The sequence below is a fragment of the Paenibacillus xylanexedens genome (assembly GCF_017874615.1).
Taxonomy (GTDB): Bacteria; Bacillota; Bacilli; order Paenibacillales; family Paenibacillaceae; genus Paenibacillus; species Paenibacillus xylanexedens.
Genome location: NZ_JAGIKV010000022.1, coordinates 64,857 through 88,652 on the forward strand (window position 1 = coordinate 64,857; position 23,796 = coordinate 88,652).

Sequence of the window (23,796 nt, forward strand, 5' to 3'; positions counted from 1 at the left end):
TTTACTTCAATAAAATGGATAAATATGAGACTACTTAAATTAGATTAGCATACTTGCGCATTCAAATATAGGTCTATAGTATCTACCTATATTATAATTTAGGTTTTTATTCATACCCAACCGACAATATACTACATCTCTTTTATCCTAAATTACACATTTTGAATCGTTAGATCAAAATAAAAAAAAAGACTTTACCCAGCAGTATTTACTGGTGTAAAATCTTTATCAATTTCAGCGCATTTCAATTCAAAGTTAACGATTGATCAATACCGGATTACGTTCAAGCAGCCCGCTGCCAAACGTTTCTCTGAACGGGGAATCCTCCATATGGATATAACCGATGTAACAGCCACATTTTTTCATGCGACAGGGCCGATCCTCAGACAAAGCCTGCAAACCATCGCGATATAGATGTCCAATGATTCGTCGATCCTTGTAACATCTCTTCACATGCCCGGACCCCTGTACATAAAATACTTCCGAACCGGCAGCACATCGTTTGCCCAAGCTCTCATAATCCTGCAGATTACCTTCAAAAAGCGGATCAAGCCCACGTAAAAACTGAATCTCTTCCGGCGTGTAATACTTGGGCCGATCTTTGAAGGCATTAACCCACATATACACATCATCCGGCAAAGCCTGTCTCATGGACTCGATTGCGGGGAAAGCACTACGGAGTCCGACAGTACCGATACTAAAAGCAAGTCCCATCTGACGCAAGGTCAGACATTGTTTAACAAAAGAAGCCTCTTTTGTCTCACGAGGATGATACGTCGCCCAAAAGGCCGCTTTATTCGCATCCAACTCCCTCGCCCAATCCAGTTTGACGGACAGGTTGGTTTGAATTGCAACCTTATCCACATGTGGCATATGTGACAGCTCAACCATCGCTTCCCGGTACCACCGACGCACCAAAGCTTCACCATAGGGATTGAAGAAAATCGAAAATTGATGCCCAGCACTCTCTTGCTCCCTGACCCAATTCACAAATTGACGCAATTGTTGTTCATCCACTTCCAACGTCTCTTTGGAATCCACGGTTTTGCTAAAAGGACAGTAGGGACAGTCGTAATTACAGGAAGACAACTTTCCCCGATAATACAAAGTCGCTCTCATGAGAAAACAAACCCTTCCATCTGTTCACGAATTTCGGCAGATATAAGCCAATCTCCAATCGCATCGGAGTAACCTAGTCCTTCTTCTGTCAGACGCAGCACCTGCTTGCCCTCATCACTCTCCAACTCCGCCATGCCCTCTGTCAACAGTTCAGCCAACCAGACATAGTCGGACATCACATCGGTACCAAAGCGCTGTTGGTAGTCAGACAGTGTCATTCCCTCCCGATGCAGCAAGGCTTTCAGAATAAAGCGACGTCTCTGTTCCTCACGGCTTAACACAATGCCATAATCCGCCACATCGTAGCTCTCAGTTGCCACATAATCGGCAATAATGCTCTGTGTGGCCTTGTAACTCACGCCATACTTGGATGCATAATGTACTTCACTCGTATAAGAGCGTGCGCCACATCCCAGACCAACCATGCCCTCCTCCTGACAACTATAAGGCAGAAGCACTTTGGAGGACGACTGTTCCTTGGCAAATCTGCGCATCGAATATTGCACATAACCTTTACTTTTTAAAGTCTCACGTGCAGCTTTATACAGTTCCATCCGGATGTCAGGTCCCTGACGGCGAATATCATCTGGCTTCACGATTGTATTTTCCCGTGTATACAAGGGATAGATAAAGATTTCGCCTGGTTCGTAAGCCAGAACTCTTTCCAATGAATAGATCCACGATTCCACCGTTTGACCTGGCAGACCATAGATCAGATCCAGATTCAACAACGGGAAATCATACCGAGTAAGCTTCTCAAGCGCTCGTTCAACTTCCTGCGGTTTTTGTGGACGATAGATGGCAGATGCTTCAGCTTCAATAAAACTCTGGATGCCCATACTGACACGATCCACACTTCGTTCCTTCATGATGGCCAGCTTGGCTTCCGTAACGGTATCCGGCGACGTTTCCACTGAAATCGATGCTTGCGCAGGGTCCAGCCCCATCACATGTTCAGCAATATCAAACAGACGATTCAACTGAACCTCATTTAATAATGTAGGCGTTCCCCCACCAATCGCGAACCGCGAATACGGTCTTCGAGATGTAATAGGTGCCCACTGCTTCGCCTGACGTTCCAGCGCATCTACATAGCGTTCATGCGTATCTTCCCGTCGATCCGGCAGTGTGAACAGATTACAGAATCCGCAACGAGCAGCACAAAAGGGAATATGCATATATAAAAAATACGTATCGGTATTCTCTCGTTCCCACAGTGGCCCTAACGGCAGTGGTGGGTCAAGCTCCCGATAGGCGGTCTTGTGCGGGTACGAGTATAAGTAAGAACGATAAGGGAATGCCAGTACTTCACTGAGACTTGTAGCTTTATCGGATCCGGACTGTGTGGAATGGCCTGTTGTTGTATGTTGTATATGTTTCTCCATCGGTTTCCTCCTGTCTCCGGTTGTTGTCCTCATAAGATCAATACATTCTATACTAAAAATTCACGGTAAGGCACCGTCCAGACGACATCATGTGCAAGCCGGTGTCCTTGATACCCGTCTTCACCGTAAGCTGTACCATGATCGGAAAAAGCCAGGCAATACGCAGGCCGGGAGCGTTTTCGCATCGCCTCGAACAATGGTCCAAGAGCCTCATCTACATATCGAAGTGCAGCTCGCTGAGTCTCCACCGAGTCCTCCTTCGCTCCTTCCACAAAGTAACGATTGGGTCCATGAATGGCAGACACGTTCAAAAACATAAATATCTTTTCATCCGGCGCTGTCTGTTCAAGCAACTTTAATGCATGCTGTACCTGATGCTCTGTTGATTTGGGGTTGGTTACCCCAAAGTTCATTCGCCAGTAGCTCTGTTGGAAATAGCCGGGCAATACTTTCGCAAGCGGGTTTTTTTTCGTAAAAAAGATGACGCCGCCAATACAGATGGTACGGTAACCTTCAGCTGCGAACCCGGATACGATATCCGGTGTATCAAACAGCCAGGTGTGCGGATGTGTCTTGAGTCCGGTATTTCGGGAATGAAACAGCCTTACATGAGATGCCTTATCTGTATTGGCAGGGGTCGGCATAAAACCACCAAAAAAAGCATGATGTGCCGCATATGTAAAACTGCCTGGGGTATGACGCTTCTCCCACGGACCCGAACCACACAGATTAGGACAATTCTCCTCTTCCAGCTTGGCTACGTCATAGCGTAACGTATCCAGCGTAATCATTAACAGATCATGGGAGCCCACAATGGTGTTCATATCAGGCATGTTGAATAGGCTCCTTTCGTAAAAGTTCCATTTCCCACTCATAGGTTCCGAAGCCATGATGCTCGACCCTGTATAACAGATCTCCAAATGGATTCACATCCAGCACATAGGCACGCGGATTCGAACCACTCGTAAGCATCACATCAATCCCGGCTGACCACGAGTTGGGAAATGCAGACATGGCTGCTTGCGCTGCCAACCGTACCAGCGACATCCGCTGTTCATCCAGGCCTGCTTCAGCAGGCAGCATACGCTCATTGCGCAGATGCAGATTGGTAATCGGGGTACGGCTCAGCCGCATAATCGCGTGACCTGCCTGTCCACCCGCAACCAGTTGGCGGATATCATAGGCCCGCTGATCAAGCGTGGCTTTTGGCATCCACCGTTCAATCTGTGCACCTTCTGCACATAACCAGTTCATCAGCGTAGCAATCTCTTCACTGCGGGTATACTTACGTAGACGTCCTTCATTGAAGAAAATCGTCTTGCCCCGCGACTGTTCCATTCCCATCGTTGTTACAGCAATTTCATCACCCGTTCGGGGATTGACTTGATAGGCAACAACTCCTGAAGCCCCGGAGCCGTACGCAAGCTTCACAAACACACGATGCATCTCGGCAGCCTTCATTGAGCTACGCAGGTCCATATAATCGCGGATTGGCTGGGAAGATGGAAGCGCCGGAGGTACATCAACTCCATGTGAAGATAGATGCTGCTGACATGTTCTCTTGTCAAACATCAATTGGATATCGGCGGGATCATTCAAGAATCGGACTTCAGGCCATATTTCCCGAGACTCACGGCCGATTCGATCCAAACATGCTTTCCAGCCACGAAACCACTGGGCGGGAGCGTATATTCTTCCCCACTCCTGTTCCAGCGCAAGTGCCTGTTCTGCGGAAAATGCTTCTGCACCCATTCCACCCGTTAATGTTGACGTATCGTTCATAGCCCCAAGGAACAGTAGTTCACGCTCCACTTCCCACTCCTCACCAGGAGCATCAATCCGAATCAGGGGTACAGACAGATTGAAATCTACTGTATCAGCGATGGTTCGTCCGTGTCTCCAATTCTGGAGCAATTGAGCATATGGCAGTACAACCGCAGGTTTCAGACCCAATCTATGCCTAGCCTCTTGTAGCCCTTGTGTTCGTCGGTTATCAGGGTTTCCGATCAATAAAAAGGGCTGATCTTGCGTTAGATCATGCACATCTATTGGCTGGTGCAGGCTTTCATTCATTTCCTTTACACCTGACATCGACTATTCCGTTAACGATGGATAGCGCCAGTCATCCTCATCACTCTGTTGCTGGTCGCTAACATCTACAGATATACCCGATCGGTTCCAGCGACTGATCATTTCATTGGTCATGTAATGGTAACTTAGATCAAGATGTTTCAGTTTCTTGATCTTGTCACTGGCAAGCAACGCCTCAGCCCCTTCATCGGACAACGTTCCTTGCGATAGATCCAGTACTTCAAGTTGATCCAGAATAGGTGCTTCTGCTGCTGCTTTGGCAATCTCATCCTGAATTTCACTGTCTTTCAGACCCAAGTAAACCAGCTTTGGAAACAATCCTTTTTCTAGCAAAGGAAGCACATCTTCAAGTGATCCATTGAAACCATAATTATCCACACCCAGGTACAGTTCCAGTTTACGCAATTCAGGCAACTTGGCATGGGTGATTGAAGATAACACTTCTTTCGGGAGACCACCACAAATAATAATCAATTCTTCAAGCTTGGCATGCTGGAGTGGTTCCAGACTGAGGCCGCTACTGCCCATTACAGAGAATGATTTTAATTCTGGAAAAGCACCTAACAGTGGTGTGAGATTTGTCTGGATAATCCACGATACTTCACATTCTTCGAATCCCATATCTCCAATAAACAGTTTCTTCAATGACGGAAAGCTTGGAGCAGACTCGACAAGCGTACCTATGAACTCGTCAGGCGAATTTTCATAAGCCTGTCCCCAATCTCCGATGACCAGACTTTCCAATGAGCTAGCCTCCGGTTTAGCTGCCAGTTCCTTAATTAATTTTTCCATACGAATGCCGTCCTCATAATCATCGTAAGATACAACAAGCTTCACTTCTTGCATGAGTAGATCCCTCCGTTTAAGGTTCATATGTGATTCGTTAGTTTGAATGTTAACCCATACCACACAAGGCTTGCAACTTCTTCCAACTCCAGTCCCAATGAGATTCCCAATCGTGCAATGTAAACCATTTCTCATGTAGGTACAAGAACATATGTTCTGATGTGTAGTCGCAGAAATAGCTATCTTCAATTAGGTATATGGATGGACCCTCACCAAACCCGATCAAACACTTCATTTCATAGAAAAAGCGTTAATGGCGGATGAAGCATCCCATCGGAATGCTTCTGTCCTTCCATTAACGCTTTGATGTTCACATATCATGAAGTTAAATCAAGATGTTTCGTTTAGTCTCAGCCTTCAAGTCTGGATACAAGCGCTCTCAGCGCGTGACCACGGTGGCTAATCGCCTGTTTTTGCTCAAGCGTCAGCTCTGCCATCGTCATCTCGTATTCAGGTACATAGAAGAGTGGGTCATATCCAAAACCGCCAGCACCTGCAGCTTGAGCCGTAATCCAGCCTTCCGCAGTGCCTTCTGATTCATACTTATCACCTGTTGTCGGATCGTACAGGACCAGCGCACAAACAAAACGAGCCGGACTTAGTAGCGGCTGCTCGGTGTCCTCACCGGATTTCAACGATTCCAGCGTCTCCAGCAACTTCGCATTATTCTGTGCATCCGTTGCTCCTTCGCCTGCATATCTCGCTGAATATACCCCTGGCTCACCATCCAACAGGTCTACACATAAACCTGAATCATCTGCCAGAACGGGCAAACCAAGCGCATCACCAACCGCTTTGGCTTTCTTCCAGGCATTCTCCGCAAACGTTACGCCATCTTCCACCACAACCGGCAGTTCCGGGTAGTCAAACATGCTCTTAACCTCTTTGCCAAGCGGTGCGAAAGCATGAGCGAATTCACGGACTTTACCCGCATTGCGGGTTGCAACAATGAGGATCGGGCTGTCCAAACTCATCTTAGGCTTCCCCTAATCCACGCGCGCCGATCTTGAGCGCAATCGGTCCAAGCACTTCTTTTTGACGCTCAATCATCTCCAAAATCCCCTGCTCGCCCAGTTCCAACATGGCGTTCAGCTCACGGCGATCAAATGGTGCTTCCTCACCTGTTCCCTGAAGCTCGACGTATTTACCGCCACCTGTCATCACCAGGTTCATGTCTACCTTTGCTTTGGAATCTTCATCATAGTTCAGATCCAGTACAGGCTGTTCACCCACAACACCCACACTTACTGCGGCAATGAAATCCGTAATCGGGAACACTTGCAGTTTGTGCTGTTGGGAGATCTTGTTCACGGCAAGCGCCAGCGCTACAAACGCACCGGTAATGGACGTTGTGCGTGTGCCTCCGTCAGCTTGAATAACATCACAGTCCAAGGTAATCGTACGCTCACCAAGAGCCTGCAGATTAACTACCGAGCGCAGTGCCCGACCAATCAGACGCTGGATTTCCATGGTGCGTCCAGTTAATTTGCCACGATTGGCTTCACGTTGGTTCCGGGTATGTGTTGCACGTGGCAACATGGAATATTCAGCTGTTACCCAGCCTTTACCCTGCCCTTTCATAAAGGGAGGTACACGTTCCTCTACTGTAGCTGTACAGATCACCTTTGTATCTCCAACTTCAATCAGTACAGAGCCCTCGGCGTATTTATTCGTGTTCACTGTTAAATTCAGCGGGCGCAGCTGTTCGCTGGTTCGTCCGTTTGATCTCATATTTTCTGCCTCCTACGACTTAAGCATCCTGTAATGTTGAACTTATTCACACTTTTAGAGATTGTTCAAAAAGCTCGCTTTTGATTACGAAAAATGCCTTAAGGCATCATCAGCATCGAATATGGAATTCAGCCGAAATGTCCGTTGCTCACGTAGTTTGCCTACGCTCCGCTACTCCATTTCTAGCTTCATCCCATCTTCTCGGTACTGAAAACCGATCTTTTTGAACACGTATTTTACGAATCCCTTATATTTTACCAAAGAGTTCGGTTAAAAGCATCCTTAAGCATTCCTTGCTCATTAAATCGGAATTTCGTTGATATATTCAGGCTTGGAAACCGGCGCACTGTAATCCCTGTTGTCGTCACCCATGACCGTTTTTTGGCCATTCCATTCGATCTGTACTTTGGCATCCTTGCTGGCTGTGTTCTCCGCAGTGGTTAATACGACAGACTGTAACAGCTCGCTTGGCACGATATCTCCTTCGGCAAACATATCATCTTTCAAGGCAACCGTGACCGTGCCATCCTCTGCTGTTTTGACCGATTGCAGCTCCGTTCCGCCTGTCATGACCTCTTCCAGTTCGCCGCCTTTGTCAGGTCCTTTGATCAGTTCATTCAACGCTGCCTGCACCCGATCTTCACCAGGTGTAACCAGACGTGTCACCGGAACATAATATTGGATGCCTGCTGGCGAAGCAGCGGAGAAATAGACCGTTACCGGACTACTGTTGGTCACAAATGTATCACCCAGATCCAGATTGATTCCCACAGCCCGATTCAGCGGTTCAGGCAGCGGCGTGCTGTTCACCGGCATTTGCGTTAACTTTTTGCCATCCACCCAGATCTGCACATTCTCCACATCAGGCGTTCCCGTCAAGGTCCACGTGACAGCTTCTAGCATTTTCCGTTCTTCCTTTGCATCATACTTGGCAAAATTACCCGAGAACTCAACGACCGCCAGCTTGTCATCCGCGTGAATCGTTACATTCTGCACAACCGTTCCCTGCGGGAGAACGCCCTGGAATCCTTCAGGCAGCATACCCGCATAGGCCCCGCCTGTGACAAGTGTGTCCAGAGCTGTCTTTGGACTGCTTGCGTCTGTTCCAGAAGGAAGTGTCAGGGATACCGGAGCGAGCAGCCCCTGCTGGTCTTGCAGATATACCGTCGTTAACGGGAGCATTGCGAGTGCTCCATTCCCTTCGGCCGCTTGAATCATAGCTGCTTCCTGGATGGGCGGTGGTGGATCAACAGCTTCGGAAGACTGTGCTCCAAACATGCCGCAGCCTGACAATACCATAGGAATACTCAGCAGCGCTGCTGCCGATACCGTACGCAAAGAATGGATCTTTCTCATGATCACGTTCCCCCTCATCATTTTTACAGTTTGTACTACCATGTATACGAGCCTTTGTCCAAAAAATAACTAAAAGATAATCGCTCCGCTGAAAATTTATATATTATCTTAAAGAAACGTAAAACAGGTTAATAACGTATTAGGAAGCAAGAGTAGGGACATTGCTAACTTCAGAGGAGGAATCGCCCATGGAACATCCTGAGCAAGAAAAAATCCCTTACAGCCTGAATAGCCGCAAGGTGGCGGAGGCAACAAGGGAATGGCTGCATAAGCGGGGCGTCACGATCCATGAGATCGCAGAGCTGGTCATGTTATTGCAGCAAAAATATTATCCAGGTCTTACGATGGAAGAATGTATCGAAAATGTGGAGATGGTTCTCCGTAAACGTGAGGTACAGAATGCTGTTCTGACCGGGATTCAGCTTGATATTCTGGCAGAACAGGGGCAGCTCATATCTCCTTTGCAGGAGATGATTGAGAACGATGAAGGACTGTATGGCGTGGATGAGATTTTGGCATTCTCCATCGTCAATGTATATGGCAGCATTGGATTTACGAATTATGGTTATGTGGACAAGCTGAAACCAGGGGTGCTTGAACGACTGAATGACAAGAGCCTGGGCCCTGTCCACACGTTCTTCGATGATATTGTCGGTGCGATTGCATCAGCAGCGAGCAGTCGGATCGCCCATCGCAAACAATCCGAGCTTGAAGAAGCACTGGGAGAAAAACCTGTTAGTGATGACGCTGTATAATGCGTAACTCGTTTTATATCTGAAGCCATGTGGAACATTGGACATTTGTATGGATGCTTCGTGATATAACTGTTCAATAAAATAACTGTTCATGGAAAAAGCGGCCAGATGGCCGCTTTTTTTACATGTGTAACGATACATATTGGATAATCCACATGTTATTATTTCAGATGTTTAGGTCGTACCGTTCCCACCAAACCAAAACCTTCAACCCAATTCTGCTCGGAAGGTGAACCAGATGTTGCACGTTTCGGTCCAATCGTGATTTCCGGCCCTTTACGCTCTCGCAACATGCCACGTAGTACGGTGATACCGAGAATGCTGAGTCCGGTAAATACATATATCATCCGCATGATGATATTGCCAGAATCCGTTCCGGTAACCATGCCGTGAACCAGCAGACCAATGAACACCGGATAGGACAACATGTGGAACATGAACCACCATTTACGGCCCAGCTTGTTCCGCAGATCACTGGATAACAGGACAATCACTAATCCGTAGAAGGCTAACGTTCCCAGACCACTGCCGATCGGATGCACGGAGGCGGTAAAAGGAATCAGAAGTTCTCCCCAGCTAAATGGGCTGTAATGATCAATATATAACGTTAATGCGTGCACGAGTCCAAGTCCGAAGGCGAGCCAGGTCGTTCGAGTATGCCATTTGAACATGGCTGCTTTTGGTTTGCCTTTGGCCATAGGCATCCCTTGCGCAATACCCAGAAACACACCGACAAAGAGCAGCACATAAGCAGCAATTCCACTAATTCGAATGATACTCCACGTTGGCAGGTAATCTACAATCCATTGTGCCATAACCGGCTCCCCCATATCTGTTAGACTTGTCCTCGTTTATAATAGACTGAAGCGATGATCCGGATCAAAACCGGGCCAATGCTCAGCGAGCGTATCCGTATTCCCTCTAAAATAAATACTCCCATCCCGTGTCATCCACAGGACGTCATGCCGATCGTAATGTCGGTTTAACCAGCCCACCGCCTCGGCACTACCCAAAATGCAGACCGTCTTGGCAATGATCTCGCATTGTGACGCATGCTGTCCCAGAACGGTACACTGTAGCACATCCGTGTCCGCCGGTTCCATCGTCCGAGGGTCAATGAGATGGTGTGCAAAGCTTCCGTCCGTATTCTGCCATTGTCTGCGGGAAATACCCGAAGTGGCAACAGCTCCTCGCTGTAAACGGATCGCTCCCGACACAGCACCCTGATTCTGCAAAGGATCTGCTACTTGCAAGGTCCATTGGGAATGGTCTGGTGAACCCCATACTTGAATATCTCCACCCGCGTTAATCAACCCCGCCGGAATATGCAACGTTCGCTGTAACCAGTCTGCGATACGTTCCACTGCCCAGCCCTTAACAATTCCTCCCAAGTCCAACTCAGCTCCGGGGTCCAGATGAACCATCCGGCTACCTTCCCGCTGAATCCAGCTCGGACGGCTGTGGTCATATCGATCTTCCTTCCAGCCTGATGATTCAGGTGTTTTCGTTCGCAATATGCGTTCAATTAATGGACGTTCCAGTTGTCGTTTTTGCACCTTCTCGAAGCTTAGATCATATCCCGAAGCCTGAAGAGCCTGCGAGATACCCGGTTGAAAAATCCCTTCGGTCAGTCCAATATATCCATAGGCCAAACTCAAAACTTCATCCATCGCAGCGGAGATGGGCATCCATCCGGTTGAAGCATTCAAACGATTCAGTTCACTGTCTGCAACAAATCGGCTGAAGCGCTGCTCCTGCGTCTCAAACCAATTCTTCACCACGGTTGCTGCATGTTCAGCTTCTTCCCGCCCAGCGGACAATTGTACTTCAACATCCGTGTTCATCGCACGGAATTGAAATCGGAGCGGACGAGCAACTTGCTCCGTGCGGCTCATGACGCACCTGTACGTGACTGATAGTTGCCACTGCTGTATCCGGAGTCTGTACCCTGGTTATTTTGCCCGATACGCTGAGAATCTGAATAATTCCCCTCGTTACTCGTGCTCTGATCTGGCCGAGCTGCTTGTGTGCTATCGGATGTTCCATTATATTGACTATCATTATTGTCATTGTCCTGCGTGTTCCAGTTGTTGCTGTCTGTTGTACTGTTGATCCATTCATCCATCACATCATCATGCGTATCCACTTGGCTTGAAGCTGTAACACTCTTATCTGTGCCATTCGCTGCTGCATAGGCCACATCAAAGGCATCCGAAGTTCTTACATATTGAAAGAGTGCAGCCACAGTCAACGTTGCTGCCGCTGAAGCCTGCCATTTTCTCCATTGATTCCGTTTTCTTCTGGTCATCGCTCTTCCCTGCTTTCTTTAGCGAAGTTCAAAGATGTATCGAAGTTCATAGATGTATCATAGGCGCGCTGGCTTAAAAATAGATGAATGAACCGTTAAGAGAGACTAAAAAGGCCCAGAACAGGTGAATTTCCTGTCCCGAGCCTCTATATAGGATCGCATTATTATTTCATATCGATATCATCATTCCGTTTAAATTTGAAAATAGAACGTGCCATCCGGTTGCAGCTCTTGCTTCACTACTTCCCGTCGAATTAACTCCTGCAAATGGGCCAACGTCTCACTCATGGCAAATCGCAGTTGATGGGTACCCAGCCGATTGCCAAACATGTGCACACAGATGTCATAAGCATTCGCCGGTGACTCCTGAATTCGCTCCGTCATCTTCTGAAGACGTTCCTCGTGATGAGCCAGCAATTGAACTGTCCGTTCGGTGAACTGGGCAAAAGGATTCCGATGCCCTGGATACGCCTGCTTGACATTTAACTCCCCTAGACGTTGCAATCCTTCCATATAAGACAATAATGGCTGAGGGTCACTGCCGGGTTGCAGACTGATATTCGGTGAAATCTGTGGCAAAACTGCATCTCCGCACAGAATCTCCATGGACTCCGGAGCGTAAAAGGATAAATGGCCTGGGGCATGTCCACCCGTCTCCACAGCAACCCAACGTTTCCCGCCCATATTAAGCCACTCGCCATCTTCAATGGGTGTGACGTTCGGAAGTGGTGTGATCTGCGAAGCAAATGCCTTCATATGTTCATGTATCTGCTCAGTCTTGTCTTCCGGCATACCATGACGACCATAATAATCAGGTAATATTGTATTGATGCGTGAATCAGGTCCCCACATATAATCAGCCTCTTGGCGGGAGCGTGTGGACATTCGAACGGGTGCCCCCGTCATCTGTTGCATCCAACCCGACAACCCAAGATGATCGGGGTGATGGTGGGTCAGTACAATCTGACGAATATCGCTAAAGGTCAGGCCAAGACCTGCCAGCGCTTCACTCCACTCCTGTTCTGTTTCCGAATTACGCGGTCCCGGATCTATAATAGTTATCTTCCCATTCGGTTCTGATAACAAATAACTGTTCACCCATCGTAAGGGAAACGACATGCTGATCTTGACCCGGTGTATGCCCTCTGTCATGGATATCTCTTCTGTGCGCTTCATGTTATCCCCCTTCCAGACTTTCTCTGTTCACTCCACAGGACGACGACCCACAAAAATCATGCGCGGAGAAGTCTGCTCGTCATATTTCTCTTCGTCATAGCCGCCATGTACCTGATCTACCCGGAGTCCGGCGGCACTTAACATCTGACTCAGTTGATCCCGTGTGTACAACTTCACACGCTCCTGATATACCCGCGGTTCATGTCCGGATGTGGTATCCGTAATGCGAATTTCCTTTTGCACAAACCCTTCCTCAATCTTGCGATACTCCTCAATACGCTGTCCTTCATCCTCTCGAACGGAGTGCTGCACCAGATGACGCGTTACATAAGCCGTATTCATAAAATCAATAATATAGCTGCCACCTGGGCGAAGCATGCGATGAATGGCACGTAATACTTTCAATTGTTCTCCGTCCTCCAGGAAATAACCAAACGATGTGAACAGATTAACTACAGCGTCAAAGCCGCCTTTTAGCGGGAGTTCACGCATGTCCGCAAGACACCACGATACTTGGTGTTCGGTGTCCATTAGGCGCGCTTCACGTAAAAGCACATCGGACAGATCAACTCCGGTCACTCGCAATCCTGCGTCAGCAAGCGCCATGGAGTGACGTCCCATACCGCAGCATAGATCCAATACTTCAGCATTGGGCTCAAGCTTCAACCAATTGATCATTTTATGTACTTCCTGATAGGCACCGTGCACATCCCGGTGCTTGTATACGAGAAGATAATCTTCTCCAAAACTTTTTTTATACCATTCCGTCATTACATCTCGCCCTCCAGATGGTCACTAACCCAGCTATCCGTAATCCCTTGTTATAAAGGTCTGATTCATTACTAATTGATTCCCTTAATCTTAGAATGATTGTATCGTCTTTACCTTTGAAACTCAAAGATTGGTCCCTCTTATCCTCCATTGAACGCACAGAAACCACACGATATAATGTTAAACATAGTCACACTCTTGTAAACCGGTTAACTATATGTAGAAGCTTTATATACAGGCATGCTGCTGTCAAACCAACGAATGTTAGAAATCGTTGGACGCAATATGCTGACATCAGATGCAGCAGCAGGAGGTGTTATTCATGATTCAGATTGGACTCACGGGATGGGGGGATCAAGAGGATCTCTACCCCAATCGCACCAAAGCCAAAGACAAGCTCAGTCTATACGGACAGTACTTCTCCACCGTGGAGGTGGATAGTTCTTTCTACGCCGTTCAGCCGCGGGATCGAATGGCACGGTGGGCTGCAGAGACGCCCGAATCCTTTGCTTTTATCATCAAAGCCTATCAGGGAATGACCGGACATCTGCGAGGCAAACCATACTTCACCAGCACGTCGGAGATGTATAAGGCTTTTCGGGAATCACTGGAACCGGTCATTGAAGCCGGCAAGATGCAGGCAGCCTTGTTTCAATATCCGCCTTGGTTTGAGTGCAATAAAGACAACGTGAAAGAGCTTCGTGAAGTGAAACTGAGAATGGAGGGCATTCCGTGTGCCCTGGAATTCCGTCATCGTAGCTGGTATGAAGGTGACATGCGCGAGCGGACGCTTTCGTTCCTGAAAGAGCAAGGCTGGATTCACAGCGTCTGTGACGAACCTCAGGCAGGTCTTGGTTCTATCCCCATCGTGCCACAGGCGACGGATTCCGAGATGACACTGGTTCGCATGCACGGACGTAATGTGTCCGGGTGGCATCAGAATGGTGCGCCTAATTGGCGCGAGACCCGTTATTTATACCGTTACAACAAGGAAGAATTGTTGGAATGGAAAGGGTATCTGGAGCAATTGCAGGAGCAGAGCAAGGATGTCTATGTTATTTTTAATAACAACTCCGGTGGCGATGCAGCAGCGAATGCCCAGATGATGATGGACCTGCTGGATCAGCCGGTGAAGCCTTTCCCTGACCGTTCTGAACCGGAGAAGGAAGAAGGACCGGAGCAGCTGGAGCTATTTTAATACGTGCTATAAACGGAGTTATTCATATTATTGGGTGAAGGTAAGTGTATTTATTATTGCTATTATGCAGAGCGGATTCGAAATTGGAAACAAACTAAAAGCGGCAAGCCCGGGGGGCTTTGCCGCTTTCTTTAGCTGGTAATCTACCTATAGAAGGCTATCCACAAATATCCGTTCCGTTGCGTCAATCATCAGCGCTGCGCGGCTGTAACCGAAGAATCGATATGCGCCTCACGGAGCTGCTGGTTCATTTTATACACTTCAATGCCAGCCAAGAGCACAATGCCAATCCCATGGGTATCGTTCAGATTCCATCCCAGATCATCGCGATAATACAAGGCGGTAAACGAGTACCCGGAACCCCGGCATACCCCGTATATATTGCCTTTATAGTCAATCGACAAACGTGTCATGCCTTCCCATCCTTTACGTACGGCCTCCAGATAAGGCTCAGGCTGTTCCAGCCAGCCTTCCCGAATACCACGGGCATAGGCGTAGACGAACATCGATGTGCAGGAGGTTTCTTCATATGAATCCGGGCGGCTCAGCACCTGATGCCATAGTCCATTTTCCCCTTGCAGCGCCAGATAACCTTGACTTAAATCACGATAGAAAGTTAGCAGTTCCGACCGTTTCACATGATCATGTGGCAGGATGGATAACAATTCGGTTAATGAAAATAGCACCCAGCCGTTCCCTCGTCCCCATGGAATACCTGTCGCCCGACCACGCACAAAATCATACACATGGGACATGATCTGTTGTTCGGGAAGGTAGAGGTATTTACGGAACATCAAGAACTGATTAACCGCATCATCCCAATACGTCGCATCGCCTGTTAACTGACCATAACGCATCAGAAATGGTGTACTCATGTACAAGTCATCACACCACATCGTCTCCTGACGCATCTCCCCACTGCCGCGAACCCGGTAAAAGGCACCATCCTCCAAACGTTCCTGCTCATCCGTAATGTAGCCCGCAATCCGATCCGCAGTATCTCTTCCCCCACGAATATCACCGAACTCCATCGCAGCAAGCAAAGTGGACCCAAACGAACCGCAATCATCCAGGCTGTCGATGGCAGACAGTTGATTATTAATCCCTGCCGCACCGTACCCTTCCCGATCCCACAGACCATAGCGGTCAAATGAAGTGCTCAGTTCAATATGTTGCCGCACATACTGAATGTAATCATCTCGTCCCAATTCCTGTCCCGTCTGGAGAAGCCCAAGCAGGGTGACGCCAAGCGGATAATTCCACTTTCCGTAATGTGTATTCTCCAGGTAAGGACGGACATGGGTGTCGGGAAGATCTACCCGCCAATACACACCTTGTGCGCCATCATCAAATACGGTATCGGTTCGTACGATGTCGGCATGCGACGGTTCAGCACCGAGAGCAAACACACCCGTGTACAGCCAGGGGTCAGAGCATCCCGCAACCGGATGAGGAGGTTTCAGTCTCCAGCCTGTGGAACCCGAGCGCTCGGCATCTTCCAACATGAATCCCCACGAGCCACCAAGTGCTTGAATTTCACCTTTCGCGACCAGATCAGATGAACCGTAACGGCGCGGGAGTTCAACGCGGAAGTTACCGCTGCTTCCAGCAGAGTATACTTCCGTGCCATCCACATACAGGGTCAAAGCTCCATCATGACGGCCTTGTAAAATAATTGGCTTTGATCCTGGCAAGGTTACATCCATTCTGGACCATGCGTAGGCCACAGCGGGCTGTTCTGTACCAAAGATCCGGGCAAATGAACCTGCGCTCTGCTCCTCATCTGTCCATCCCCTTCGCGGATACCAGGAAAGGCCCGTTTCTTCTTCCGTCATGCCGTCACGAGGAAGAGATAATACAGGTTCATCGACGGGTTCCGAAAATAACCAGCCTTCCTGACCCTGACGATCTGCCCCAGGAGTGAGGAAGTGCAACGGGAAATTTTTGAACGAGGCTGTTCCGTAGATACCGCCGAATCCCACTTCTGTTTTGACAAAACATAGCAACACATCATTCCAGCCATAGTTCACGGAAATTGGAATCTGGGTTCTTCGCTCGGGAAATAATTCCTGCAACAGCTCAGACTTGAATACCTCTTCACCGTTCACGTAAATCGTCACCGGACTATAACAGTTCAGGCCCGTATTTAACGTTGTACTCTGCTCGCTCCATAACTTGCCCCACACATATACGTATTGCCCTGCACGCGCCTCTAAGCATTTCTCATTCAGATTCAGGTCGTAACGATAATCTCCAAGCCTACGAAAACCTCCCTGATGATATGCTCTGAACAAAAAGGAATGTTTCGGATGATCGCCAATATAACGCTGAGCCACCGTAGTCAATATATCCGGAATTGAATCGTACACCTTGCCTGCAATCGCCTCGTTTTCATGAAAATAACGAATGATCGTCAGCTCCCTTCCTTATACCTTGATTCGTTCGCTTAGCCGCAATGTCTCTCCGCCTTGCACTTCAACAACCTGCTGATCCGCTGTGAACCAAACCGGGATGGCAGACGGATTATGAATGATGGATCGATCAGCTGAACACTCCAATCGTTGCACCGCTTTCCAATAAGCAATCACTTCGATGTTCGTGGCATACCAGATATCGTCCCTGCCGCCAATCTGCTCACCGAACTGTTCGATGATCTCCCAGTTGTCGTTGTCATTGAACTCATAACTGTGACCCCAGACGTAGAGTAATAGTGGTGTACCTGTTTTGGAGTGTTGGATAAAAAGTTTGGCATGCCCCGCCAGATCATGGTTATGATGACACGTCGGATGCCATTCAAGCGGCCGATCTGGCAACGTGTATCTGCCATGTGATTCAACGGTACGGGCATAATCAATGCCAAGCCACTCCAGCTTTGTACTTAACGCACGGTCGTACCCTCCGTTGGGATAAGCCATGCCTCGTACCGGATAACCGACGAGCTGCTCCAATGCTTTTCGGTCTTCGATAATCTCTTCGGTCAATAGTTCATTCGGAACATAAGGCAGCGTAGGGTGAGTAACCGTGTGAACGGCTACTTCATGCCCCGTATAAAGTTCAGCGACTTCCCCAGCCTCAATGCGGCCTGGATTACCCAGGGTACCGGAGTTCAGATTAAAGGTTCCCCGTAGACCATACCGATTACAGATTTCCACCAGTCTGCGATCATGCACCACTCCATCGTCATAACTGAGCGTTAACGCTTTCATCACACCACCTGGATAGCGGTCAAACTGAATACGATGTCCCATTCCTTACTTCCACTCCTTTATCCCAATTCTTCAACAGGTACATGACCTGCATCCTGTAATCGATGATGTTCCGAATCAAAATACGTACCTTCCAGCAGGCCGATCAATGTGTTGGTAATCCGCACTTCAATGTCGTTGTCTCCCGGACGCAACCAGGAGGTCTCTCCCTTCCAACGATACGGAGACCAGCATCTTACACCCAGGCTATGTCCGTTTACCCGCACTTCCACCACATCCTGCACACGCCAATCGCTAAATTCCAGTTCAAACGAGGTAATATCTTCCCCTGACTCATCCAGCCAGAACGTGCGTTTATAACTCATTTCCCCGGCAAAATGGGGATACAGCGGCTGCGGTGCAGGTCCGATACGAAGGGCCGTGTCCGATTCCCGCACAAGCGAAGCCATGCCTACATGATGGAACTCCACGCCGAATCTTCCCTGTAGATACAGGGGATCCACGATGCCATCCTCATCTTTCGTTACCTGCACAATCACCGTCATTTCGTTGAGACCGCTGTGCAACAACTCCGTGATATCACAAGCGATATTATTGTGATCGGTGATTTCAATTGGATCGAACTGTTCTTTTCCAAGTGGTTGCCCATTAATCTCCATCGACCAAGTGCCCGAAATCGCCGCTCTGTCCATAAATAACAAGCATGCAGGCAATGCCGTTCTTAGCTCAAATGTAGTCGTATATCGACATTCGATGGGATAGGCTAAGGATGCCTTTTTCGGTGTGCCAAATACCTGATTAAACTGGACTGGCAGATGCTGCTGCTCCGATAATTCTGCCGCCTGATCAATAAACGGTTTTACAGCTACATGCTGGCTTTCCAGAATCACACCATTAACATTGGAAGCCTGAAGATGGAATTGTCCCATTCGCAAAATGTTAGGCTGCACCGTTTCGAGTCGCCATGGCCCTTCCGAAGGGACCATGATCTTACTTGCTTGATTAGCTCCTGCCAATACATCCGTTACGAACGTCGAACCCGTTTTGTCTGTTACATCCACCTTCGTTGGTACTACCTCTGCCCCCGCAGCTTGTAAAGTAAGGCGTACAGCATGCGCTTCATAAGGCGCCAGTGTTAGTGAAATGCACCATTCCCCGCCACTACTCGTATACGGCAATGTCTGAAGCTGCCCTGTCTCCAGATCAAGTCGTTCTGCCACAATACAAGCACCCTCTGTCAACTCCGTTCCATCCCACAGCTGTCTGGCGACCAGCTTCAATTGACCAATCAGGTCCTGACCCTCCTGATTGGTCAAAAAAACCATATGCTCCCCAGCCGACAATTGACGGGTATGCATCAGCAGGGAGGCGCTTTCCTCCTCCATGATCCAACAGATGGGTTCCGGCAATACCTGATCGAGCAGGAGAGAGATTAGCTCCAGCGAAAAGTCATCTCCCTGCCCCGTTCCTGCGGGTAGAAAATAGGCATTCCCCTCACCCTGATGCCACATGGTTTCACGGTTATCGTGATCTGTTGTCACGCTACGGCCCCAGTACACCTCATGCGGCTGCTCGCCCGCGCCAAAGAACTGGGCAGCTTCCTCCCCCTCCGGACTTCCCGGCTGGATGGCAATATGCGGAGGCATCCCAACAGAGATGACAGTTCCTCCCTGCCGAACAAATCGCTTCACCTGTTCCCAGGCCGCGGCCTCCAGATTCAGCATCGGTGGCAGGATCAACACCTCATAACGGGCCACGCCGATCTGAATGATGCCACCCGTTAAGTCAGCTTCCGCCAATAATTCGGGATCAAGGTGGTCATAGTCACGTCTGTTTTCGAGCAGATGGGTAGTAATCCGCATCCAGTCCTTCGTCAGGCGCTCCAATTGCGCGCGTTCTAATTCGTCCTCGCCGCTATACTGGAATCCATGCAGCGGATTACCCATCAGACTCCAGAATGTCGTCGTTGGATCAAGCACGGCAATACGAATGTCTGCTGCTCCGGTGCTCATGAGATAGCTCAACCGTCCGGTGTAATCCCCCAACTGCCGGAAATGCTTCCAGTAGGGATTCTGCAAAAATTGAGATGGCGGTGCATCATGCTTTGCCAGCCCACCAATCGTATAGAAAAAGGCGTGAAAGTTATAAAAATTGGTGCCCATGGCAGCCATTCGATCAATCATCCATTTCGCATCCTGTAGCGTCATCGACCAGCCTACACTGTGAAAACATTCAATTAGATTGCGGCTTCGGCCCAATTGTCGGGCGAGCGAACTGACCATCTTGGGATTGTCACGCATCTTTTGACCATACCGTTCCAGAATCCACGATAAGGATCGTCCGATTTTCTCATGGGCCGAATCACCACCCGGCATATGACTGAACAACTGGGTCGTCATCCGTACGCCAGGCACTTCAGCCGCATACTGGATTCCTGCTTCCTCACACCAGTCATGCACCTGTTTGTGATAGGACTCCCTGAGAAGCAGATGCAGTGACTGGTAATAGTCATACCGAATACGATGCGCGTCCGGAACATCACCATATAACAGCGCCGGTAGCGAATCGATCAGACTATAACCACAACGCTCGCTGAAATAACGGGGAAGCTGTGGCGACCAGGGGATACGACCCAGCGGTGCAATCTCATCCGAGAACATGCCTTTAATTACGCTTTCAAATTGATCTCCAACCGCTGACTTATAACGCTCATGCGTCAGTTCAATAAAACGACTCATCGCTTCCTTGTGGCAAGGATCAACAAAGTTACCGTAATATTTGAAATCATCGATCTCTTTTTCCTGAAATATAATCAACTCCCAATCACCCACGGGAACATCCCACAGCAGACGAAACGCTGTTCGGTAGGTGAAAAACCGCTTGCGGTTATACGATGTGAGTCCGGTTTCCTGATACACCTGATCGGTCTGGATATTGCCGATTTTGCTGCGCAAGTCAATGGATTCATGCCACAACCGTTTGCCCTGTTCATCCTTGGGAATCGCCTTGGCAACCAAGACTCGTCCCCATGGCAACTCCAGATCCACAGCTTCTCCGCCCTGAACCACCAACTGATGATGCACGAGCTCACGCTGCTTCGCTTCAGGGAAATCAAGGGTCACTTCCCCGCCAGCCATTCCACTCGGATAGGGATATTCGTCATATAACCATACCTGCATGCCATGATCGGCAGCTGCCTGCACTGCAATCCGAACCTTATCAAACCACGCCTCCGACAGATAGGGAATCTGTAGTCCCTGACGTGGACAGATGAAGAATCCACCTACACCTTGCGTGGCCATCTCAGCCACTTGCCGCTTCACCTGTTCTTCTTCCATATCCCCGTTCCAGAACCAAAAGGGATGGACCCTGTACTCCGCCTCGGGATTTTCAAATGCATCCCCGTTCCACATGTTGCTTTCCTCCCTTCACACTACTTCAGTGCAGCGTACAGTTCATTAACTTCTTTGACATAATCGTCTCCGCCGTTATTCTTCCACAGGGCAACAGCATCTTCGAATCCTTTCTCATCAATCTGACCTACGATATATTTGATCCGCGCATCGTTGATGATATTGTCCAGCTGCGGTCCTTTCTGAGCGTAAACATCAGAGATCAGCGGTTCGCCAGGATTGGCAATGACAATCTCTTCGTTGGCTTTCTGCACCTGTGCAACCTTTTCACGGACAGGTGTCTGTTGGACACGAAGCGTTCTGTCTTCCGGCACAAACATCAAAATCTGATTTAAACCCTGCAGGTCGCGGAGCGCAAGCTTGTCAGTGCTCGGTATGATGTAGTCTTCTTTTTTCTCGTATTGCTTGCCTTCCAGTCCGTTGTACAACAATGCCTGCAATTCCGGTTCATTCAGCTGATCCAGAAAACTCAGTACCTTCTTCAGGTCTTCTTCCGTTTTGACACTGCTTTTCGAGATCGCAATCAGGCCGGAGTAGCCGGACGTTGGCATATCGCGCAATCCCTTTGGACCTTCCATCGCTTGCAGCACATCCACGCGTCCTGTCGCATTGGGGTCTTTATCGAGTATTTTCTGATCCATGCGCTGTGCATTATCTGCTACATCCACCATGACACCGGCTTGCCCATTCACAAATGGATCAGGCAGCTTCGTTGCATCCATCACGGCAAAGTCCTTGTTCACCAGACCTTCGCTATAGATTTGACGGAAAAATTTCAGAGCTTCCATGTATTCTGGTGTCTCATGCGCCGGGATCAGACCTCCGCTGCCATCATCTCCCCATTTGTTGGGTGCACCGAACCATACCTGCATGTTATCCCACGGGCCCGTGAATTTGCTGGCAACCAGACCATACGTATCATCCTTGCCGTTACCGTCCGGATCATCCTTCGTGAACGCTTTCAATACATTGTAAAATTCATCAATCGTCTTCGGCTCTTCGAGACCCAGATTCTCCAGCCAATCCTTGCGGATTGTGACCCCATTACGTCCGAGGGCCCTTGCCCGGTAGATCCCATAGGTTTTGCCATCGATTGACGCATTGTTGGTGATGATTTCATTCATTTGGCTCAGATTCGGATAATCTTTCAGATATGGACCCAGCTCCCAGAAAGCCCCGGTTCGGGCCGCATTAATGAAACTTGGAGACTTCCCTAACACCACCATAATCTGAGGAAGCTTTCCCGAGGCCAGTGTGATGTTGAATTTGTCTTCGTACGAGCTGCTCGGCACCCACTGCAAGTTCACATCCACCTTGGTCAATTCCTCAAGCTTCTGGATGACTGGGCTGTTCTCCGGCGGATTCTCCGCTTCAAAGTTCGGAAGCATAATAGTAATTTCATCTGTTCCACCCGCAGCAGTTCCTGAACCTGCTTTGTCCGTGGAGCATGCTCCCAGAATTGTACTCAATACCAGTGACGCAGAGAGTAACAGTGCACCTTTTTTGAATCCCGTTTTTTGTCCCATACGTTCTCCCCCTTGGCTTTAGCCTTTGATTGAACCTAACATGACCCCTTTGGCAAAATGCTTCTGCAAAAACGGATACACCAGCAAAATCGGAATGGTACCTACAACGATCACCGCCATTTTAATCGACTGCTCTGGTGGCTGTACAAAATTGGGGTCCATGTTTGCCATATCTCCGACACTGGCTTGCGAAAGTAACACGATCTGTCTCAGCATGACTTGTAGCGGCCATTTGTCACTGTCGGAAATGTACAGAAGTGCCGAGAAAAAGTTGTTCCAGTGTCCTACGGCGTAAAATAAGGCGAACGTGGCAATCACCGGCTTCGATAAAGGCAGAACGATTCGCCACAGCACCCCGAGATCCGAACAGCCGTCGATGCGGGCCGCTTCCTCCAGCCCGGGCGGCATTTGCTGAAAAAAGTTTTTGACAACAATTAAGTTAAAAGCGCTGATCGCGCCAGGAAGCATAAGGGCCCAGTAAGAATCGAGCAGTCCCAGTCCACGAATGACGAGATACGTTGGAATCATACCACCACCGAATAACATCGAGAAAATCACCATGTTCATCATGACGTTACGGCCCCAGAAATCACTTCTGGATAGTGGATAGGCCATCGTTAGTGTGAAGAACAGATTGACCAGTGTGCCTGCCACCGTGATGAAAATGGAAACACCAATGCTGCGAAAGATCGTGGACGATGAAAAGATATACTCATACGCGCTGAAGGAAAACACCTTCGGAATGAGGAAAAAACTGCGTTCGGTGATCTCGGCTTCCGTTGCGAAAGAATTCCCTATAATATACAGGAACGGAAGGACGGTTAATATGCCCAGAATCCCCAGCATGACGTAATTGAAGATATCAAATACCTTGCCGGCAGGGCTGTTGTATAGACGGCTGTTCATGGGCGCTCC

Annotated in this window: 20 protein-coding genes; 2 read left to right on the plus strand and 18 right to left on the minus strand. The window is 48.8% G+C overall.

From position 1 onward, the window contains the following. Positions 1 to 255: 255 nt before the first annotated feature. From J2Z28_RS24100 to J2Z28_RS24135, 8 genes are all read right to left on the minus strand, one after another. Positions 256 to 1,119: an STM4011 family radical SAM protein gene (locus tag J2Z28_RS24100; RefSeq protein WP_211084583.1), complete on the minus strand. Its 864-nt coding sequence runs from the start codon at positions 1,117 to 1,119 to the stop codon at positions 256 to 258. Next, complete coding sequence (locus J2Z28_RS24105; protein ID WP_211084584.1) at positions 1,116 to 2,504, minus strand: STM4012 family radical SAM protein; 1,389 nt, start codon at positions 2,502 to 2,504, stop codon at positions 1,116 to 1,118. Before J2Z28_RS24105 ends, J2Z28_RS24100 begins: the two co-directional genes overlap by 4 nt. Before the next feature lie 47 nt (positions 2,505 to 2,551). Next, positions 2,552 to 3,337 (minus strand): STM4013/SEN3800 family hydrolase, encoded by a 786-nt coding sequence (locus J2Z28_RS24110; protein WP_211084585.1) that lies wholly within the window; start codon positions 3,335 to 3,337, stop codon positions 2,552 to 2,554. Continuing rightward, positions 3,330 to 4,577, minus strand: a complete 1,248-nt coding sequence (locus J2Z28_RS24115; protein WP_211084586.1) for an STM4014 family protein — start codon at positions 4,575 to 4,577, stop codon at positions 3,330 to 3,332. Before J2Z28_RS24115 ends, J2Z28_RS24110 begins: the two co-directional genes overlap by 8 nt. Positions 4,578 to 4,598: 21 nt before the next feature. Then, positions 4,599 to 5,441, minus strand: coding sequence for an STM4015 family protein (locus J2Z28_RS24120; protein ID WP_211084587.1), 843 nt, complete (start codon positions 5,439 to 5,441; stop codon positions 4,599 to 4,601). 350 nt (positions 5,442 to 5,791) lie between these two features. Next, a complete protein-coding gene (locus J2Z28_RS24125; RefSeq protein ID WP_211084588.1) occupies positions 5,792 to 6,415 on the minus strand; it encodes an XTP/dITP diphosphatase in 624 nt (207 codons plus the stop codon). Position 6,416: 1 nt separating this feature from the next. Next, on the minus strand, positions 6,417 to 7,172 hold the full coding sequence (gene rph / locus J2Z28_RS24130) for a ribonuclease PH (RefSeq protein WP_017692572.1): 756 nt from the start codon (positions 7,170 to 7,172) through the stop codon (positions 6,417 to 6,419). Between the two features lie 300 nt (positions 7,173 to 7,472). Then, the gene (locus J2Z28_RS24135; RefSeq protein ID WP_047841205.1) at positions 7,473 to 8,528 is read right to left on the minus strand and encodes a GerMN domain-containing protein; all 1,056 of its coding nucleotides are present in this window, start codon (positions 8,526 to 8,528) and stop codon (positions 7,473 to 7,475) included. 188 nt (positions 8,529 to 8,716) lie between these two features. On the opposite strand from J2Z28_RS24135, the gene J2Z28_RS24140 reads away from it, so the two are divergent. Then, the gene (locus tag J2Z28_RS24140) at positions 8,717 to 9,283 is read left to right on the plus strand and encodes a phosphatidylglycerophosphatase A family protein (protein ID WP_211084589.1); all 567 of its coding nucleotides are present in this window, start codon (positions 8,717 to 8,719) and stop codon (positions 9,281 to 9,283) included. 161 nt (positions 9,284 to 9,444) lie between these two features. Here the strand turns inward: J2Z28_RS24140 and J2Z28_RS24145 are convergent, their stop codons facing one another. From J2Z28_RS24145 to J2Z28_RS24165, 5 genes are all read right to left on the minus strand, one after another. Next, a complete protein-coding gene (locus J2Z28_RS24145; RefSeq protein ID WP_211084590.1) occupies positions 9,445 to 10,098 on the minus strand; it encodes a ferric reductase-like transmembrane domain-containing protein in 654 nt (217 codons plus the stop codon). Between the two features lie 36 nt (positions 10,099 to 10,134). Continuing rightward, positions 10,135 to 11,178, minus strand: a complete 1,044-nt coding sequence (locus tag J2Z28_RS24150; protein WP_211084591.1) for an FAD:protein FMN transferase — start codon at positions 11,176 to 11,178, stop codon at positions 10,135 to 10,137. Continuing rightward, complete coding sequence (locus tag J2Z28_RS24155; protein WP_211084592.1) at positions 11,175 to 11,591, minus strand: hypothetical protein; 417 nt, start codon at positions 11,589 to 11,591, stop codon at positions 11,175 to 11,177. The genes J2Z28_RS24150 and J2Z28_RS24155 overlap by 4 nt, the downstream gene beginning before the upstream one ends. Positions 11,592 to 11,783: 192 nt before the next feature. After that, positions 11,784 to 12,767 carry an MBL fold metallo-hydrolase gene (locus J2Z28_RS24160; protein ID WP_211084593.1) on the minus strand — a complete coding sequence of 328 codons (984 nt, stop codon included), beginning with the start codon at positions 12,765 to 12,767 and terminating at the stop codon, positions 11,784 to 11,786. Between the two features lie 27 nt (positions 12,768 to 12,794). Next, entirely contained in the window at positions 12,795 to 13,538 is a 744-nt protein-coding gene (locus tag J2Z28_RS24165; protein WP_211084594.1) for a class I SAM-dependent methyltransferase, read from the minus strand. Positions 13,539 to 13,860: 322 nt separating this feature from the next. Here J2Z28_RS24165 and J2Z28_RS24170 point away from each other — a divergent pair, with 322 nt between their 5' ends. Next, positions 13,861 to 14,736, plus strand: coding sequence for a DUF72 domain-containing protein (locus J2Z28_RS24170; protein WP_211084595.1), 876 nt, complete (start codon positions 13,861 to 13,863; stop codon positions 14,734 to 14,736). Positions 14,737 to 14,927: 191 nt separating this feature from the next. Here J2Z28_RS24170 and J2Z28_RS24175 read toward each other — a convergent pair whose 3' ends face one another. Genes J2Z28_RS24175 through J2Z28_RS24195 form a run of 5 tightly spaced genes read right to left on the minus strand, consistent with a single transcriptional unit; the run spans position 14,928 to position 23,787 of the window. Then, a complete protein-coding gene (locus tag J2Z28_RS24175; RefSeq protein WP_342357546.1) occupies positions 14,928 to 17,105 on the minus strand; it encodes a glycoside hydrolase family 88/105 protein in 2,178 nt (725 codons plus the stop codon). Between the two features lie 57 nt (positions 17,106 to 17,162). After that, complete coding sequence (locus J2Z28_RS24180; protein ID WP_211084596.1) at positions 17,163 to 17,984, minus strand: polysaccharide deacetylase family protein; 822 nt, start codon at positions 17,982 to 17,984, stop codon at positions 17,163 to 17,165. Between the two features lie 17 nt (positions 17,985 to 18,001). Next, the gene (locus J2Z28_RS24185; RefSeq protein WP_211084597.1) at positions 18,002 to 21,355 is read right to left on the minus strand and encodes a glycosyl hydrolase; all 3,354 of its coding nucleotides are present in this window, start codon (positions 21,353 to 21,355) and stop codon (positions 18,002 to 18,004) included. Between the two features lie 20 nt (positions 21,356 to 21,375). Then, complete coding sequence (locus J2Z28_RS24190) at positions 21,376 to 22,881, minus strand: extracellular solute-binding protein (RefSeq protein WP_211084598.1); 1,506 nt, start codon at positions 22,879 to 22,881, stop codon at positions 21,376 to 21,378. 18 nt (positions 22,882 to 22,899) lie between these two features. Continuing rightward, positions 22,900 to 23,787 carry a carbohydrate ABC transporter permease gene (locus tag J2Z28_RS24195; protein ID WP_017692544.1) on the minus strand — a complete coding sequence of 296 codons (888 nt, stop codon included), beginning with the start codon at positions 23,785 to 23,787 and terminating at the stop codon, positions 22,900 to 22,902. Between the last annotated feature and the right edge of the window lie 9 nt (positions 23,788 to 23,796).

Coding starts and splice junctions, on each gene's coding strand:
- J2Z28_RS24100 (WP_211084583.1), bottom strand. CDS start 1,119: ATGAGAGCGACTTTGTATTATCGGGGAAAGTTGTCTTCCTGTAATTAC.
- J2Z28_RS24105 (WP_211084584.1), bottom strand. CDS start 2,504: ATGGAGAAACATATACAACATACAACAACAGGCCATTCCACACAGTCC.
- J2Z28_RS24110 (WP_211084585.1), bottom strand. CDS start 3,337: ATGCCTGATATGAACACCATTGTGGGCTCCCATGATCTGTTAATGATT.
- J2Z28_RS24115 (WP_211084586.1), bottom strand. CDS start 4,577: ATGAATGAAAGCCTGCACCAGCCAATAGATGTGCATGATCTAACGCAA.
- J2Z28_RS24120 (WP_211084587.1), bottom strand. CDS start 5,441: ATGCAAGAAGTGAAGCTTGTTGTATCTTACGATGATTATGAGGACGGC.
- J2Z28_RS24125 (WP_211084588.1), bottom strand. CDS start 6,415: ATGAGTTTGGACAGCCCGATCCTCATTGTTGCAACCCGCAATGCGGGT.
- rph (WP_017692572.1), bottom strand. CDS start 7,172: ATGAGATCAAACGGACGAACCAGCGAACAGCTGCGCCCGCTGAATTTA.
- J2Z28_RS24135 (WP_047841205.1), bottom strand. CDS start 8,528: ATGAGAAAGATCCATTCTTTGCGTACGGTATCGGCAGCAGCGCTGCTG.
- J2Z28_RS24140 (WP_211084589.1), top strand. CDS start 8,717: ATGGAACATCCTGAGCAAGAAAAAATCCCTTACAGCCTGAATAGCCGC.
- J2Z28_RS24145 (WP_211084590.1), bottom strand. CDS start 10,098: ATGGCACAATGGATTGTAGATTACCTGCCAACGTGGAGTATCATTCGA.
- J2Z28_RS24150 (WP_211084591.1), bottom strand. CDS start 11,178: ATGAGCCGCACGGAGCAAGTTGCTCGTCCGCTCCGATTTCAATTCCGT.
- J2Z28_RS24155 (WP_211084592.1), bottom strand. CDS start 11,591: ATGACCAGAAGAAAACGGAATCAATGGAGAAAATGGCAGGCTTCAGCG.
- J2Z28_RS24160 (WP_211084593.1), bottom strand. CDS start 12,767: ATGAAGCGCACAGAAGAGATATCCATGACAGAGGGCATACACCGGGTC.
- J2Z28_RS24165 (WP_211084594.1), bottom strand. CDS start 13,538: ATGACGGAATGGTATAAAAAAAGTTTTGGAGAAGATTATCTTCTCGTA.
- J2Z28_RS24170 (WP_211084595.1), top strand. CDS start 13,861: ATGATTCAGATTGGACTCACGGGATGGGGGGATCAAGAGGATCTCTAC.
- J2Z28_RS24180 (WP_211084596.1), bottom strand. CDS start 17,984: ATGGGACATCGTATTCAGTTTGACCGCTATCCAGGTGGTGTGATGAAA.
- J2Z28_RS24185 (WP_211084597.1), bottom strand. CDS start 21,355: ATGTGGAACGGGGATGCATTTGAAAATCCCGAGGCGGAGTACAGGGTC.
- J2Z28_RS24190 (WP_211084598.1), bottom strand. CDS start 22,881: ATGGGACAAAAAACGGGATTCAAAAAAGGTGCACTGTTACTCTCTGCG.
- J2Z28_RS24195 (WP_017692544.1), bottom strand. CDS start 23,787: ATGAACAGCCGTCTATACAACAGCCCTGCCGGCAAGGTATTTGATATC.